The 15007-nt window shown below is 70.8% G+C and carries 15 protein-coding genes and 1 pseudogene; 2 read left to right on the forward strand and 14 right to left on the reverse strand.

The genetic code is table 11. The features are described from left to right. Positions 1 to 73: 73 nt before the first annotated feature. Complete coding sequence (locus tag ACGFIM_RS03955; RefSeq protein WP_393194183.1) at positions 74 to 313, reverse strand: hypothetical protein; 240 nt, start codon at positions 311 to 313, stop codon at positions 74 to 76. A gap of 714 nt (positions 314 to 1027) precedes the next feature. Between ACGFIM_RS03955 and ACGFIM_RS03960 the strand changes: the two genes are divergently transcribed. Further along, positions 1028 to 1222 (forward strand): hypothetical protein, encoded by a 195-nt coding sequence (locus ACGFIM_RS03960; RefSeq protein WP_393194185.1) that lies wholly within the window; start codon positions 1028 to 1030, stop codon positions 1220 to 1222. Between the two features lie 351 nt (positions 1223 to 1573). After that, a complete protein-coding gene (locus ACGFIM_RS03965) occupies positions 1574 to 2473 on the forward strand; it encodes a helix-turn-helix domain-containing protein (protein WP_393194188.1) in 900 nt (299 codons plus the stop codon). 141 nt (positions 2474 to 2614) lie between these two features. On the opposite strand, the pseudogene ACGFIM_RS03970 reads toward ACGFIM_RS03965, so the two are convergent. The 13 genes and pseudogenes from ACGFIM_RS03970 to ACGFIM_RS04030 all read right to left on the reverse strand — a co-directional run. Then, positions 2615 to 2746: pseudogene (locus tag ACGFIM_RS03970) on the reverse strand (SAM-dependent methyltransferase); the annotation flags it as partial. Between the two features lie 127 nt (positions 2747 to 2873). Further along, positions 2874 to 3881 (reverse strand): ABC transporter ATP-binding protein, encoded by a 1008-nt coding sequence (locus ACGFIM_RS03975; protein ID WP_393194191.1) that lies wholly within the window; start codon positions 3879 to 3881, stop codon positions 2874 to 2876. After that, the gene (locus tag ACGFIM_RS03980) at positions 3878 to 4861 is read right to left on the reverse strand and encodes an ABC transporter ATP-binding protein (protein ID WP_393194194.1); all 984 of its coding nucleotides are present in this window, start codon (positions 4859 to 4861) and stop codon (positions 3878 to 3880) included. Before ACGFIM_RS03980 ends, ACGFIM_RS03975 begins: the two co-directional genes overlap by 4 nt. After that, positions 4858 to 5691, reverse strand: coding sequence for an ABC transporter permease (locus tag ACGFIM_RS03985; protein WP_393194197.1), 834 nt, complete (start codon positions 5689 to 5691; stop codon positions 4858 to 4860). The genes ACGFIM_RS03980 and ACGFIM_RS03985 overlap by 4 nt, the downstream gene beginning before the upstream one ends. Continuing rightward, entirely contained in the window at positions 5688 to 6668 is a 981-nt protein-coding gene (locus tag ACGFIM_RS03990) for an ABC transporter permease (protein ID WP_393194200.1), read from the reverse strand. The genes ACGFIM_RS03985 and ACGFIM_RS03990 overlap by 4 nt, the downstream gene beginning before the upstream one ends. Continuing rightward, entirely contained in the window at positions 6665 to 8293 is a 1629-nt protein-coding gene (locus ACGFIM_RS03995) for an ABC transporter substrate-binding protein (protein WP_393194203.1), read from the reverse strand. The genes ACGFIM_RS03990 and ACGFIM_RS03995 overlap by 4 nt, the downstream gene beginning before the upstream one ends. Next, positions 8290 to 9000, reverse strand: coding sequence for a PIG-L deacetylase family protein (locus tag ACGFIM_RS04000; RefSeq protein ID WP_393194206.1), 711 nt, complete (start codon positions 8998 to 9000; stop codon positions 8290 to 8292). The genes ACGFIM_RS03995 and ACGFIM_RS04000 overlap by 4 nt, the downstream gene beginning before the upstream one ends. Next, complete coding sequence (locus ACGFIM_RS04005; protein WP_393194209.1) at positions 8997 to 9935, reverse strand: GNAT family N-acetyltransferase; 939 nt, start codon at positions 9933 to 9935, stop codon at positions 8997 to 8999. Before ACGFIM_RS04005 ends, ACGFIM_RS04000 begins: the two co-directional genes overlap by 4 nt. A 322-nt stretch (positions 9936 to 10257) precedes the next feature. Next, positions 10258 to 11124, reverse strand: a complete 867-nt coding sequence (locus ACGFIM_RS04010) for an ABC transporter permease (RefSeq protein WP_393194212.1) — start codon at positions 11122 to 11124, stop codon at positions 10258 to 10260. Beyond that, positions 11121 to 12110, reverse strand: a complete 990-nt coding sequence (locus tag ACGFIM_RS04015) for an aliphatic sulfonate ABC transporter substrate-binding protein (protein ID WP_393194215.1) — start codon at positions 12108 to 12110, stop codon at positions 11121 to 11123. The genes ACGFIM_RS04010 and ACGFIM_RS04015 overlap by 4 nt, the downstream gene beginning before the upstream one ends. Before the next feature lie 34 nt (positions 12111 to 12144). Continuing rightward, positions 12145 to 12933, reverse strand: a complete 789-nt coding sequence (locus ACGFIM_RS04020) for an ABC transporter ATP-binding protein (RefSeq protein ID WP_393194218.1) — start codon at positions 12931 to 12933, stop codon at positions 12145 to 12147. A 472-nt stretch (positions 12934 to 13405) separates the two neighbouring features. Then, the gene (locus ACGFIM_RS04025) at positions 13406 to 13672 is read right to left on the reverse strand and encodes a hypothetical protein (protein WP_393194221.1); all 267 of its coding nucleotides are present in this window, start codon (positions 13670 to 13672) and stop codon (positions 13406 to 13408) included. A 79-nt stretch (positions 13673 to 13751) separates the two neighbouring features. Further along, positions 13752 to 14558 (reverse strand): hypothetical protein, encoded by an 807-nt coding sequence (locus ACGFIM_RS04030; RefSeq protein ID WP_393194224.1) that lies wholly within the window; start codon positions 14556 to 14558, stop codon positions 13752 to 13754. Between the last annotated feature and the right edge of the window lie 449 nt (positions 14559 to 15007).

Here is a 15007-nt window from a genome sequence, read left to right on the forward strand (position 1 = left end):
CGGCGCCCGGCGGGCCGTCGCGAGGGACGGGGCCTGGGGCCGAGCGGCCCCGGCCACCCTCCTGACGGTGCGGTCACGTGCGTGCCTGGCTGCCGTTCTGGCCCTTGCCGATGATCGCCTCGTGGGCGTGCGCGGCGAACTCCGCCGGGCTCGCCCGTAGCAGCGAGTTGATCAGACGCAGATTGACAGGCCGGCTCTCCTCGAGGTCGGGGCCGGTGATGCTGGCCGTCTTGGGCGCCTTACCGGTGAAGGTGACCCTCATGCGCCAGTGGTGGCGCTCCACGGCGATCACTGGACCCTCGGCGGACGCCACCTTCCATCCATGGCGGCGGGCGCGTTGGGTTAACGCCTCAGGATGCATGTGATGTGTCTTCCTCGTCGTCGTGGTGGACGCGGCGGCGGACGCGGGTCGCGCTCCCCTGCCGCGTTCGGTCAGAGGTCCGGGTCGAACGCGGAACCTCCGTCGTCGGAGGGTGCACCGGGCACGTTCACGGTGTGCTCGGACTCGGGACGCTCGGAAAGTGCCGGACGACCGTACGCCTGCGCGGGCGACGGCGCCGGGGGGTGGCCACTCCCCCGGCCGTGGAAGGGATCGATCGGGCGCGCCGAGCCGCCGGCGGTCGTGCCGCCGTGGCGGGCGTGGTCGCGGCCCGTTGCTTTCACCTCGTCTCGGTGACCTCCCCTGCGCTGTCGATGCTACGCGCGGGAACCGGGTGTCCGGTTCCTCGCTCCTTCCGTAGATGGGATGGGACGAGCAGGGGTGATGGTTCCCATCGGCTCAATCTTGTCCCTGACCTCGCAAGTAGCGGCGTCCGTTCAGCGACTTCAGGTCGAGCCGTTTTCTCGACGAACCGGGATGGAGCCACGACGAGGTGCTCCTCTTCCTGGGCGTCCGCACGTTCACGCGGAGCCGGTAGCGGCCCTCCCCGTTGATCGCGAGGTTCGCCGGTCAGAGCAGTTCACGTCCCACCCGGTGCGGCTGAGGCGTGCCTGCTCCTCCGGCTGGACCAGGAGGGCGATCGGCAGCATGGTCACGGCCATCACCGCCGCCCGGCAGGCCCGCCCGCGCGGCCGGGTCACGAACGATGCCGGGAGGGGCGCGGCGGTCAAGCTCCCGGGCGGTCCCGATGAGGTCGAGCGTGCCGAGCAGAGCATCGATCGCGGCCCACAGCGCGAGCTCGAAGCCCGCACCGGCCGCCTCGGACAGGCGGTCGTGATATAACGCCATAAATCAGCTGAAAGACGGGATGGGAGCTTATCGAGCGCCACTGTCAAAAAATCGCGCATGAGAAAGGAAATCCCCTCCCTCATGCCTTGCGATATGCGATCGAAACCCGCCCAGGGCCACAAGTCGAAAACTCCACAAAGCCGCCACATAGGCACGGACTTCCGGAGCGAAACCCGAAGAGCGAATACGTCGCCACGGCACGAACATCGCATATGATCGCCACCGGCAAAAGCCACGGCGCCGGGCGTTCTTCTTCAGTGGATCGCCGATCCCGCGGCCGTTGGTCCGTGCCAATATGGGGGCGATGCTGGAGTGGGGCGAGGGCCTGACACCGAGGGAGCATTGATGCCGGCCGCCGACACGAGGGACGTGAGCGACATCACCGACGGAGGCGGGCTCTGGTCCGCGCCCACGACGCTGCGCGCCCTGGTCGGGGCCCGGTTGCGACGGCTGCGGGAGGCGCGCGGGGTCACCCGCGAGGAGGCGGCCTTCCTCATCCGCGGCTCGACCTCCAAGATCAGCCGGATGGAGGCCGGCCGCACCGGCTTCAAGGTACGCGACGTCGCCGACCTGCTCACCCTCTACGGCGTCACCGACGAGGGCGCGCGGGCCGGCCTGCTGGCCCTGGTCGAGCAGGCCAACGCGCCGAGCTGGTGGCAGGAGTACCGCGAGGCGATCCCCGACTGGTTCGAGCCCTACCTCGGCCTGGAGCAGGACGCCTGCCTCATCCGCGCCTTCGAGGTGCAGCTCGTGCCGGGGCTGCTGCAGACCGAGGCGTACGCGCGGGCGGTCATCGCCCAAGGCGCCACGGGCAGCGTGCTGGAGCAGCGGGTGGCCGTGCGGATGCGCCGCCGGCAGGTGCTCACCAGGGACGATCCGGCCAGGTTGTGGGTGGTGCTCGACGAGGCCGCGCTGCACCGCCGCGTCGCCGGCGAGGCCGTCATGCGCGCCCAGTGGGAGCACCTGGCGCTCATGAGCGAGCTGGCCAACGTCACCATCCAGGTGCTGCCGTTCACCTCCAGCGAGATGGCCGGGGGCATCGGCCCGGTGACGATCCTGCGCTTCCCGCAGCGGCAGCTGCCCGACGTCGTCTACATCGAGCAGCTCACCACCGCGCGGTACGTCACCAAGAGCGCCGACGTGCTGCCGTACCACGCCCTGATGGACGAGCTGGGGCTGGCCGCGCTGCCGCCGGACGAGACCGCCGCCCTGCTGCGCGCCCTGGCAAAGGGCCGGTCGAGCTGAGGCACGGCCGTGCGGGCAGGCGGAGGCCCGCACGCTCAGCCGAAAGCCACGCGGTCAGCGAAGGGCCGGGGTGGTCAGCGGAGGAGCCTCGGCCGCCGTCTCGGGCTCGACCGTCTTGGTGCCGTCCTCGATGATCAGGTAGCTGCCGGACGGCAGCACGCGGGCGTGCAGCAGCACCACCGGGTCGTTGTCGACGTGCAGGATGCGGCTGGACGGGTCGACGCGCTGGGCCACCTCGTGCGTGTTGTCCTCGGTGGGCAGGCCGGTGCCGATCCGGCCGAGCGGGGTTTCGTCGGCCACGGGCTGCTCCTTGCCGGCGTGAGGGGTGCCGCCTTTGCGGCAGTCGCCTGTTCTACCGAGCACCTGCCCGCCGCCAGGAGAGCCCGCGGGCCGCTACGGGTCAGCCGGTGACGGCGGCCTCCGCCTGCCAGCAGTGCGTCCAGTGCCCGTCCCCCAGCTCGGTGCGCCCCGGCACCTCGGACGAGCACACCGGCAGCGCCACCGGGCAGCGCGGGTGGAACCGGCAGCCGCTCGGCGGTGTGATGAGGCTGGGCGGCTCGCCGTGCCGCTCGCCCGCAGGCGGCGCCACCCGGTCGGGGTCCGGCGCCGACTCCAGCAGCAGCTGCGTGTACGGGTGGCGCGGCGACTGCGTGAGCTCCTCGCTGGGCCCGCTCTCGATCAGCCGGCCCGCGTACATGACCGTGATGTCCTCGGCGAAGTAGCGGGCGCTGGCGATGTCGTGCGTGATGTAGAGCAGCGCCAGCCCGTTGTCCCTGGCCAGCCCCTCCAGCAGGCGCAGCACGCCGAGCCTGATGGACACGTCCAGCATGGACACCGGCTCGTCGGCGATCAGCGCGACGGGCCGGACGGCGAGCGCCCTCGCGATCGCCACCCGCTGCCGCTGGCCGCCGGACAGCTCGTGCGGCATCTTGTCCATGAACTGCTCGACCGGGGTGAGGCTGACGCGTTCGAGCAGCTCGGCGACCTGCTCGCGCTCCTCGGCGTCGGTGCGGGCGTGGCCGTGCAGCCGCAGCGGCCTGGCCAGGTGGTAGCGGACCCGGTGGAAGGGGTTCAGCGACGCGAACGGGTCCTGGAAGATGAGCTGGACCTGCCGCCGGTACTCCTTGAACGCGGGGCCGCGGTGCGCGCGTACCGGCTCGCCGTTGAGCAGCACCTCGCCGGAGGTGGCCGGATAGACCTGGGCGAGCAGCCGGGCGACCGTGCTCTTGCCGCAGCCGCTCTCGCCGACCAGCGCCGTCACCGTGCCGGCGCGCAGCGCGATCGAGACGTCCTCGACCGCCCGCACCGGCGGGCGCTTGCCGAAGCGGCCGCGCGGGCCGCGGGCGGCGGTGAAGTGCTTGGTCAGGTTGCGTCCCTCGAGGACGACGTCGTTCATGGCGGTGTTCATGACAGCCCCCTCCCGTCGTTGAGCAGGCACGCGACCTCGCCGTCCGCCTCGGACCGCAGCACCGGGAGGGTCTGCGAGCACTCCTCCATCGCCTTGGCGCATCTGGGGTGGAAGGCGCAGCCGGGCGGCAGGGTGCGCAGGTCGGGCGGGGTGCCGGGGATGCCGAGCAGCTCCTCGCGCGGGCCGCGCAGACGGGGGAAGGAGCGCAGCAGGCCCAGCGTGTACGGGTGGCGCGGCGCGCGGTGCAGCGCCTTGGCCGTCCCGGTCTCCACGACCCGGCCCGCGTACATGATGGCGATCCTGTCGGAGATCTCCATGAGCAGCGACAGGTCGTGGGTGATGAAGACGACCGCGAAGCCGTACTCTTCGCGCAGCGCCCTGATCTCGGCGAGGATGTCGCGCTGGACCACCACGTCGAGCGCGGTGGTCGGCTCGTCCATGATGATGATCTCGGGGTTGAGCGCGAGCGCGATGGCGATGGCGGCCCGCTGGCGCATGCCGCCGGACAGCTCGTGCGGGTAGGAGCGCCGGCGGTCGGCGCTGATGCCGACGCGCTGCAGCAGCTCCACCGCCCGCTCGGTGCGCTCGGCGCGGGACATGCCGGGCGCGTGGATGCGCAGCACGTCGTCGATCTGGGCGCCCACGGTGCTGACCGGGTTGAGGGAGTTCATGGCGCTCTGGAAGACGACGGCCAGCTCCTTCCAGCGGAAGGCGCGCAGCTCCTTCTTGCCGAGGGAGAGCACGTCCACGGCGGTGCCGTCCTGGCGGCGGTAGGTGACCGTGCCGGAGGTGACGGCGGCGGGCGGGCGCAGCAGCCTGGCCACCGCGTTGGCCATCGTGGACTTGCCACTGCCGCTCTCGCCGGCCAGGCCGAGGATCTCGCCGCGGCGCAGGTCGAGCGAGACGCCGGAGACCGCGTGCACGGCTCCGGAGCCGGACAGGTAGTCCACGCTAAGGTCGCGGACTTCCAGGACGTTCATGATGCGCGTGCCTTCCTGGGGACCTTGATCGTGCGCAGCCGCGGGTTGGCGATCTCGTCGATGCCGAAGTTCACCAGGGCGAGGCCGGTGCCGATGAGCGCGATGCACAGGCCGGGCGGGATGAACCACCACCAGGCGCCGATGAGCAGCGCCTGCCCGTTCTGCGCGAAGTACAGCATGCTGCCCCAGCTCACCGTGGACAGGTCGGCCAGGCCCAGGAACGACAGCCCGGCCTCGGCGAGGATCGCCGAGACGACGGTGGCGAGGAAGCTGGTGGCGATGACGGGCAGCAGCACCGGCAGGATCTCGAAGAAGACGATCCGCAGCGGCCCCTCGCCGCTCGCCCTGGCGGCCTGGACGAAGTCGCGGCGGCGCACCGACAGGGTCTGGGCGCGCAGCACGCGCGCGCCCCACGCCCAGCCGGTCACCGCGATCACCACGGCGACCGAGGTGACGCCGCGCTGCGGCAGGTAGCCGGCCAGCACGATGATGAGCGGCAGCGCGGGCAGCACGAGGAAGATGTTGGTGAGCACCGACAGCACCTCGTCGACGGCGCCGCCGACGTATCCGCCGACGAGGCCGACCGCGACCGCGAGCACGGTCGCGATGACCGCCGACAGCACGCCGACGCCGAGCGAGACGCGGGCGCCGTAGACGAGCTGGACGAGCACGTCCTGCCCGGTCTGGGTGGTGCCGAGCCAATGCTCGGCCGACGGGGGCTGCAGCCCGGCGTCGCTGGTGGCGGCGGGATCGGCGCCGATGAACAGCGGGCCGAAGATCGCCACCAGTGCGAAGAAGGCGAGGATCCCGGCCCCGATCTTGATCTTCATTCCGACTCCTGCCTGGTCCGGGGGTCGAGCACCACGTACGCCAGGTCGGCCAGGAAGTTCGCGACGAGCACCGCGAGCGAGATGACGAGGAAGATGCCCTGCATGAGCGGGAAGTCCTCGTTCTCCACGCCCTTGAGCAGCATCGAGCCGATGCCCGGATAGGAGAAGACGATCTCGGTGAGCACCGAGCCGCCCACCACGAAGCCGAGCGAGAGCGCGAAGCTGGTGATGTTGGGCAGGATGGCGTTGCGGGCGGCGTAGGCCCACATGACCCGGCGCGAGGTCAGGCCCTTGGCCTCGGCCATCACCACGTAGTCCTCGCCGAGCGTGGTCACCATGACGTTGCGCATGCCGAGGATGCGGTCGGCCATGGAGGCGACGACGATGGTGATCGCCGGGAGGGCGGCGTGGTAGAGCACGCTCTGCACGAACTCGGCGTTGAGGCCGGGCGTGACGTCCAGCCCGTACGCGCGGCTCACCGGGAACCACTGCAGGGTCACGCCGAAGACGAACACCAGCGCGAGCGCCACCCAGAAGTACGGCACCGCGTGCATGAACGTGGCGGCCGGCAGCACGCCGTCCAGCCAGGTGCCGCGCTTCCACGCCATGATGACGCCGAGCGCGGTGCCGACGAGGTAGCTGATCAGCGTGGCGACGCCGACGAGCCCGATCGTCCACGGCAGGCTGTCGGCGATCACCGAGGAGACCTCGGTCGGGTAGAAGGTGATCGACCGGCCCAGCTCGCCGTGGGCGAGGTTGACCAGGTAGTCGACGTACTGCTGCCACAGGCTCGCGTCGCTGATGCCGAACGCCTTGCGCATCGCGTCGATGGCGGCCGGCTCGACGTTGCCCTTCATGCGGGCGACCAGCAGCTCGACCGGATCCCCCGGCATGAGCCGGGGGATCAGGAAGTTCAGCGTGATGGCGGCCCAGGCCGTCAGGAGGTAGAAGCCGAGCCGCCTGGCCAGGAACCTCACGTGCCCGCCGGCTTCAGTCGCAGCAGCACCATCGCCGCGTCAGGCGAGGTGTAGGGGGACGGCATCGCGTACGGGTCCTGCTCGGACGGCCAGCCGACGTACTTGGTGGTGCGGAACTGCGCCCAGGACGGGCTGTAGAACAGCGGCAGCGCGGGCATCTTCTCGACCATGATCCTGGCCAGGCCCTGGGTGGCCTGCTGCTGCTCGGCCAGGTCCTCGGTGGCGGCGTACTCGGCGATCAGCTTGTCGGTCTCCTCGTCCTTCCACCGCTCGTAGTTGCCGGTGGCGGACTCGCCGACGGGCTTGGCGAGCTTGCCGTAGAGCAGCGTGCGGAGCTGGAAGTACGGGGTGGGACCGGCCGGGGTGCCCCTGATCGACAGGTCGTAGTCGCCCTTGCCGACCTTGGAGACCCAGTCCTGGAAGGCCACGCCCCTGGTCTCGACGGTGATGCCGACCTTGGCGAGGTCCTCGCGGATGAGCTGGGCGGCGTTCACCCAGTCGGTGTACGGCGACGGCACCAGCAGCTCGAACTTCAGCTTGGCCGGGTCGATGCCCTTGAGCAGCTCCTTGGCCTTGTCGATGTCCACCTTGTAGGCGGCGTCGCGGTACTCCTCGGGCACGTACGCCTCGCCGCCCGGCATCGTCACGCCGCTGGGGTGGGCGACCTTGGTGTAGTCGCGCTCGGCGATCCTGACGATCTTCTCCCGGTCGATGGCGAGGCTGATGGCCTGGCGTACCTCGGGCTTGCCCAGCACCGGGTTGGTCAGGTTCGGCAGCAGCGTCACCAGGCCCTCGGGCGGGAAGAAGTACTTGTTCTGCTCGGGCTTGCCCTGCACGTAGATCTTGTCGATGTCGGGCACGAACGCGCCCGCCCAGTCGACCTCGCCCTGCTGCAGCGCCGTCTGCAGCGCGTTGGCCGTGTACGCGGGGAAGCGCACGACCGGCACCTCGGGCTTGCCCGGCTGCCAGTAGGACGGGTTCTTGACCAGCTCGTAGAGCTGGGAGGAGAACGTCGACAGCGTGTACGGCCCCGTGCCGACCGGCTTGGGGTTGGTGAAGGTCGACGGGTCCTGCTCCTTCTCCCAGATGTGCTTGGGCACGATGGGCGAGTTGCCGGCGATGTCGTACAGCTTGGCGTAGGAGGTGGCGGCGAAGTCGATGCGCACCTTGTCGGGCGCGAGCACCTCGGTCCCCTCGAGCTCGAGGGCGCTCTTGTTGAGCTGCGGGTGCTTCTTCAGCATGTCGAAGGTGAACGCCACGTCGTCGGCGGTGAACGGTTGACCGTCGGACCACTTGACGTCCTGCCGCAGCGTGAACGTCACCGACTTGCCCTTGTTCGACCACTCGTACTTCAGCGCCAGCCAGGGCGTGATCTCGCCCGGCTTGAGCTTGTTGAAGAACATGAGGGTCTCGTGGATCATCCCGCTGGTACCGAAGTTCACGCCTTCGAGGTGGTACGGGTTGAAGTCCTCCTGGAACGTGCCCGCGTCCACGGCGTGCACGATCAGCGGCGGCGCGTCCCCGCCCGTGGCGGCGCCACCGCCGCCTCCGCCGCCGGAGCAGCCCGCCACCGCCAGTGCCAGCGCGGCCGCCATCGCCGCGATCCGGCTCGCCGGTCGTCTCATGCGGAGGCTCCCTTCCCGAAGTACTTGGTGCGCAGCTGCCGCGAGCCCTTCGGCGCGGCGAACGCCTGGGCCCGCTTGAACCCGGCGGGGGCACCGCGCACGATCGTCAGCGCGCGGTAGTAGTCGACGTAGGGGAAGCCGTAGGTCTCGCCTCTGGCGTAGGCGTAGCCGGTGATGGCCTGCGACCAGATGTCGTACGCCTCGTCCTCGATCCCGACGAACGTGTCGGGCACGAAGCCGTCGGCGTCCTCCCAGTTGTCGGCGTAGTAGAGCTCGCTCGCCCAGTAGGCCTCGTGCTCGCGCTCCAGGGTCTTCAGACCGCCGTAGAAGCGGGCGTCCTCGACGATGCGGTGGGTGCGGGCGTGGTCCTTGTGGATCGAGGCGCTCCAGTGCGTGATGATCACGTCGGGGCGCAGCTCCCTGATCATGTCGCCGACGCGCATCTTGGTCTCGTCGTCCTCGGGCAGCAGACCGTCCTCGTAGTCGAGGAAGCGCACGCCCGCGCCGATCCGCTCGGCGAACGTCTCGGCCTCCTCGCGCTTCTGCTTGGCGTAGTCGGAGACCGGCATGCGGGGGTGGCCGCGCTCGCCGAGCGTCAGGTGCAGCAGCGTCGCGCGGTCGCCGCGCAGCACGTGCTGGGCGAGCACCGCGCCCGCGGTCAGGTCCATGTCGCCCGCGTGGGCCCCGATGGCGAGAACGTGTGTCATGCGGATCGCCTCATCACGTGGAACTTTCTGGTGATCTCGTAGCCGGCCTTGGTGTAGAGGTGGCCGGCCGGGCTGGTGGCGCCGGTCCAGAGGAACCAGGAGGAGTGGAGCCCCTCGGCGCGCATCCTGGTCATGGTGAGGTGGAGGAGGATCTTGCCGAGCCCGGTGCCGCGCAGCTCGGGGTCGACGCCGAAGGGGCCGAAGCGCTCGGGGATGCCGCGGTAGGCGGCGTACAGGGCGAAGCCGGCTATGCGGCCGCCCTTCGTCGCGATCACGATGCGCTCGGGGTCGCGGTGCTGCCGGATGGCCTCGCCCCAGTCGGGGTTGAACTCGCCGGCGGCGAACCTGATCAGCTCGGGCAGCTCGCCCACGGTGGGGCTGCGGAAGGCGTACCCCTCGCGCTCGCGCCGCTCGCGCAGCTCGCGGACCTCGGGCGGGGCCTGGTAGCCGACGAGCGTGCGGTCCATGGCGACCGGCGAGTAGAGGGTGGTGAAGCCGAGCTGCCGGAGCAGGTGGTATGCGGCGGGGTAGAGCTCGGCGTCCGCGCCCGGCAGCACATAGAAGGGGGTGTAGGAGGAGAATTCGATCTTCGTGCGGCCGAGGTCCTCCAGGAACGCGACCGCCTCCCGCAGCAGCCGGCGGCCCAGGCCGCCGCCCCGGTGCTCGGGGACGACGAAGAAGAACGGGATCCAGCCGGTGTCCGGCTCCAGGCCGGTGCCCGGCGCTAAGGGGATCAGGCGGCGGACGGCGTACGCGCAGCCCACCACCTCGTCGCCCGCCACGGCCACGCGCAGGCCCTCGGGGTCGAAGTTGGGGTCGAGCAGCACGCAGTCCTTGAACCAGCCGGCCGTCGTGGGGTCGGCCGGCATGCTGCGGTTCCAGGCGTCGACCAGCGCGGTCTCATCACCGGGCTGGAAGGGGCGGACGGTGACCATGGGGGGAGCGGTCCTTTCACCTTTTGCACTCCCGCCACAGCTTTCCCAGTGTCAACGGGCCAGGTCAAGCGGTTTTCGGAAGAAATTTTCTAACAAGTCGGTCATGTAGAAAATTGTTTTCGTATGCGGTATGTATGGATAGTTCACCCTGTTCGAGGTGTGCGTCCGAGGTGTGCGTCCGAGGTGTGCGTGCGAGGTGCGCGTCCGAGGTGTGCCGAGGCGCGGATCCCGCGCCGACCTGCCGCGCTGATCCCGTGCCCCCGCGCGGGCATGCCGGAGGCCGGGCCCGGCGGCGCCGGACCCGGCCGTGGCGGTGCCTGGTTCAGTCCTTGTCGTGGGCGAGCGGGCCGGACAGCGTACGGGCAAGCAGGCCGAGCAGCGCGTCCGCGGCCTTGCCCAGCAGGGCGAGCAGCAGGATCGACAGCAGCAGGATGTCCGTCCTGCCGGTGTTCTGGCTGTCGATGAGCAGGAAGCCGAGCCCCATGGAGGAGGCGATCAGCTCGGCGGCGACGAGGAACAGCCAGCCCTGGGCGAGGCCGAGCCGCAGCCCGGCGAGCACGGACGGCGCCGCGTACGGGAGCTGGATGCGGGTGAGCAGGCCGACGCCGCGCAGCCCGTACGCGCGGCCCGCCTCGACGAGGTGCGGGTCCACGTGGGACAGCGCGGAGGCGACGGTGGTGTAGACGGGGAAGAACGCGCCGATCGCCACCAGCACGATCTTCGGGGCCTCGGCGATGCCCAGCCAGAGCACCAGCAGCGGCACCCAGGCCAGCGACGGCACCGCGCGCAGGGCGGCGACGCTGGGTGCGAGCAGCGCCCTGACCGGGGCGTACAGGCCGACCGCCGCGCCCAGCAGCAGGCCGGCGGCCGCGCCCGCGGCGAAGCCGAGCAGCACCCGCTGCCCGCTGATCGCGATGTGCTGCCACAGCTCGCCGCGCTGGATCAGCTCGCCGACCGCAGCGAGCACGGCCGACGGCGCGGGGAGCTGGGCCGGGGTGAACACGCCCGCCGACGCGGCGGCCTGCCAGGCGGCCAGTGCGGCCAGCGGCACCACCAGCCCGGCGGCGACCCGCCCCACCCGCGAGAACCGCCGCCCTCCCGCCCGCGCGCTCCCCCGGTCCGGCGGCGGGGTCGCGGGGCCGTCCTGCGTGCGGTCCAGGTTCGGCGTGCCGGTGGGGCGGGTGGTCACGACGCCGCCTTCGCCTGCTCGGCGAAGCCCGGCTCGAACAGCGAGTCGAGCGCCTTGCGGGCCTCGTCCTCGGAGCGGACCTGGTTCTCGCGCACGAGGGTCGGCAGGATGCGTTCGAGCACCTTGCGCTGCTCGGCGCCGGGCACCGGGCTGATGTCGGTCTTCGTCCGCTCCTTCAGCACCACCGCGGCGACCTCGGGCGTGATCTTGGCCTCCTGGGCCAGCAGCTCGACGGCCTCGTCGGGGTGCTCGGCGACCCAGGCGCGCGCCCGCTCGTAGGCGTCCAGCACCTTCTGCGCGAGGTCGGGGTGGTCCTTGATGAAGCCCTCGCGGGCGTTGAGGAAGCCGTAGGTGTTGAAGCCGGGGTTGCGGTAGACGAGCTTCGAGCCGGCCTCCAGCTCGCTCTGCGCCATCATCGGGTCAAGCCCGGCCCAGGCGTCCACGTCGCCGCGTTCCAGCGCCGTCCTGCCGTCGGCGTGCTGCAGGTTGACGACCTCGACGTCCGAGCCGCCGAGCCCGGCCTCCTCCAGCGTCTGGAGCAGGAAGAAGTACGGGTCGGTGCCCTTGGTCGCGGCGACCTTCTTGCCCTTGAGCTCCTTGACGTCCTTGATCGGCGAGTCCTTGGGCACGACGAGCGCCGTCCACTCGGGCTGGGTGTAGATGCCGATCGTCTTGATGGGCGTGCCGTTGGCGCGGGCCTGCAGCGCGGCGGAGCCCGCGGTGGAGCCGACGTCGATGGTCTCGGCGCGCAGGTTCTCGTTGGCCTTGTTGCTGCCGGCCGACAGGACCCAGGTGACCGTGGTGCCCTTCAGCTCGTCCTCCAGCCAGCGCTGCCGGCGGATGACCAGGCTGAGCGGGTTGTAGTAGGCGTAGTCGAGCCGGAGCTCACCTTGCGCGGGCGTCGCGGTGTCGCTCTCGCCCTGCACGCAGCCGGTGGCCAGGGTCGCGACCAGCGCGGTGATGAGCAGGAGGCGACGGTGGATCATGGTGTTTCCTTCACGGGCTTCATCACGGCCTTCTTCACGGCGTCGCCTCTTCGGCGGGGACGGGCCTGGGCACGCCGAGCCGTTCCAGCAGGTCGGCGCGGAGCTCGGCGAGCTCGGGGTGTGCGCGGTCGCGCGGCCGCGGGTGCTTGACGTCGAGCGTGGTCACCACGGTCGCGCCCGGCTCCGGCGGGATGCTGCCGAGCATGACCACCCGGTCGGCCAGGTGCAGCGCCTCGTCCACGTCGTGGGTGACGAGCAGCACCGTCGTCCCGGCGCCGCGCTGCACGTCGGCCAGCAGGTCCTGCATGCGCAGCCGGGTGAGCGCGTCCAGGGCGGCGAACGGCTCGTCGAGCAGCAGTACGCCGGGCTCCCTCGCGAGCGCTCTGGCCAGCGCGGTGCGCTGCGCCATGCCGCCGGAGACCTGGCGCGGACGGTGCCCGTGGAAACCGGCCAGGCCGACGACGTCGAGCCAGTGCCGCACGATACGGTCGCCCTCCGCCTTGCGGGTGCCCTTGGGCAGGCCGAGCCGTACGTTCCCGGCGAGGTCGCGCCAGGGCAGCAGGCGCGGCTCCTGGAAGACGACGGCGCAGCGCTCGTCGATGCCCGTGACGGCGCGCCCGTCCACCAGCACCTCGCCCGCCGAAGGGGTGTCGAGCCCGGCCACCAGCCGCAGCAGCGTCGACTTGCCGCAACCGCTCGGCCCCAGGATGGCGACGATCTCTCCGGGCGGGAGGTCGAGGTCGATGTCCCGCAGCACGGCGTGACCGTTGCCGAAGGTGTGGCCGAGGCCGCGCAACCGCACCCCCGCGGCACGTGCCGCCATGCCCCTCCCTTTCCGGAAATTGCTATTACCTACAGGTTGTGCATGATTCTGGCACGTGTGACCACTCCTTGGAAAGTGCGTCTTACCTTGTGGGCAGCCGGCCCCTCGCCGATCGGCACGAACGCCCGCACCCGAGACCGGCCGCGATCCTGCGGCGTGAGCAGCGGCAGTCCGGGACGGGCCCGGCCTCCGGGTGGTCGAGGCCACGCCGCCCGCGCCGGCCGCCGCCGGCTGGACCTTGCGATCAGTGCCTGCCTGTCCGGCGTGAGGGGTGTCGATGAACGCGAAGACCGGGACGCCGTCCCGCCGCCCACCAGCACCGGGTGGGCGACGGCCCGGTACTCGTCGATCAGGTCCGAGGCGGCCGCCTCGGCGGCGGGGGCCGCGCCGCCGATCGCGATCTCCCCCCTCCCCCGGCTCGGCGCGCAGCCGCGCGATCTCCTCGGCCAGGCCGCCGATGGCCAGGCGGGCGTTACCCTGCGCCCCGGTGAGCATGGTGGAGAAGACGACCTTCCGCAGCGGGTTCCCCGGCGCGATCCATGCGCGCGTCGTCGTCGGGCGACGGCTCCTCGCCGGCGGTCTCCCGGAAGAACATCGTCTCGTACGGCCGCCGCCCCATCAGGTGGACATCGACCCGCCGCAGTTCGTCGATGTGGGAGCGGAAGATCTCCTCATCGGGCCCGGCCCAGGCGAAGCCGCCGCCGGGGCCGGCGATGCGGCCGTCGAGCGAGACTCCCATGGAGCAGGTGACGCTGCGCGCCGGGTCTCCTCCTCGGCGCTCCGGGCGCCGAGGAAGGACCGCCGGCCCGCGGCGGAACTCACTGCTCGCGCGCGAACCTCGTACGCACCCCCCTGAACTCGAAGTCATAGACCGTGCGGTTGACCTGGAGTCCGTCCACGGCGCCGATGAACGGGTTGTCGCGGCCCTTGGAGATGCCGAGGCTGAGACTGATCACCGCGTCCGGCAGCTTGTTCTTGAGCTCGGTGAACGAGCACGGCGTCGCCTGGGTGCAGGTGATGGCCCCGCCCGTGGCGCCGGTCGCGTACCACTTGCTGCCGTCGGCGGAGGCGTCGTACTGCTGCCACCGGTTGACCTCGCGGGTCGTGGGCGCGGACGGGCTGGTGGAGGTGTCGGGCAGGTAGACGAGGCTCGTGTAGTCGGCGGGGCCGACGTTGGGGTCGACCTCGATGGTGATGTTCGGCAGGCTGACGCCGGTGAGGCTGTCCATGCCGGCGAACACCCAGTACTTGAGCGTCTTGATGGACGACAGCCGCTTGCCCGCGAAGATCTTCTCGTTGCCCCACGCGATCTTGTCGGCGCCGCTGCCGACGATGATGCCGAGGCTGCCGTGCCCGTACGGGGGCGGCTGGGTGGCGGCGAACGAGGCGCCGATGCGCCCGTAGGGGCCCTCGCGCAGGACCGCGTTCGGCCCGCCGATCGTGTTGCGCCCGATGATGCCCCAATGGCTGTCGGTGACGATGCCGGGCAGGAGCGCCGGGCTCGCCGAAGGGCCGGCATCGGCTCGCCGCGGTTGCGCTTCGCCGTGCGCGGCGATGGGTGCGGATATCAGAAGAGCCGCCGCCGCGATGACGACGCCGGAACGCCGGCCGTGAAATGCGTCCATGAATCCCCCCGGAAACGAATTTTCGTGGATCTCGCGCATATCGGACATAACGTCATTCCGGCCCGATGGTAAGCGCGGATCAGGTCTTTTCCTGCGGGAATGCGGGCTAAGCACGACCGTCGCCGAATTTGGGAAATGCTTGATCGGATACGCCAGGCGCAATTCCGATTTTTCATCCGCAACCACGCCTGAAGTCGTCATAGGTGGAAAAACAGCCACGCCGCACGTCGTCGCGAGCGGGAGAAGAAGCCGCCGTCACGAGAGAAGAAGCCGTCACGGGTGGGAGGAGAAGCCGTCACGGGCGAGAGAAGACGCCGCCGTGAGCGGGAGGAGAAACCGCCGCGGACGGGAGAAGAACCCGTCGCGGGCGAGAGAAGAAGCCGCCGTGAGCGGGAGGAGAAACCGCCGCGGACGGGAGAAGAAGCCGTCACGGGCGAGAGAAGAAGCCG

It is taken from the genome of Nonomuraea sp. NPDC049309 (genome assembly GCF_043196965.1).
Taxonomy (GTDB): Bacteria; Actinomycetota; Actinomycetes; order Streptosporangiales; family Streptosporangiaceae; genus Nonomuraea; species Nonomuraea fastidiosa.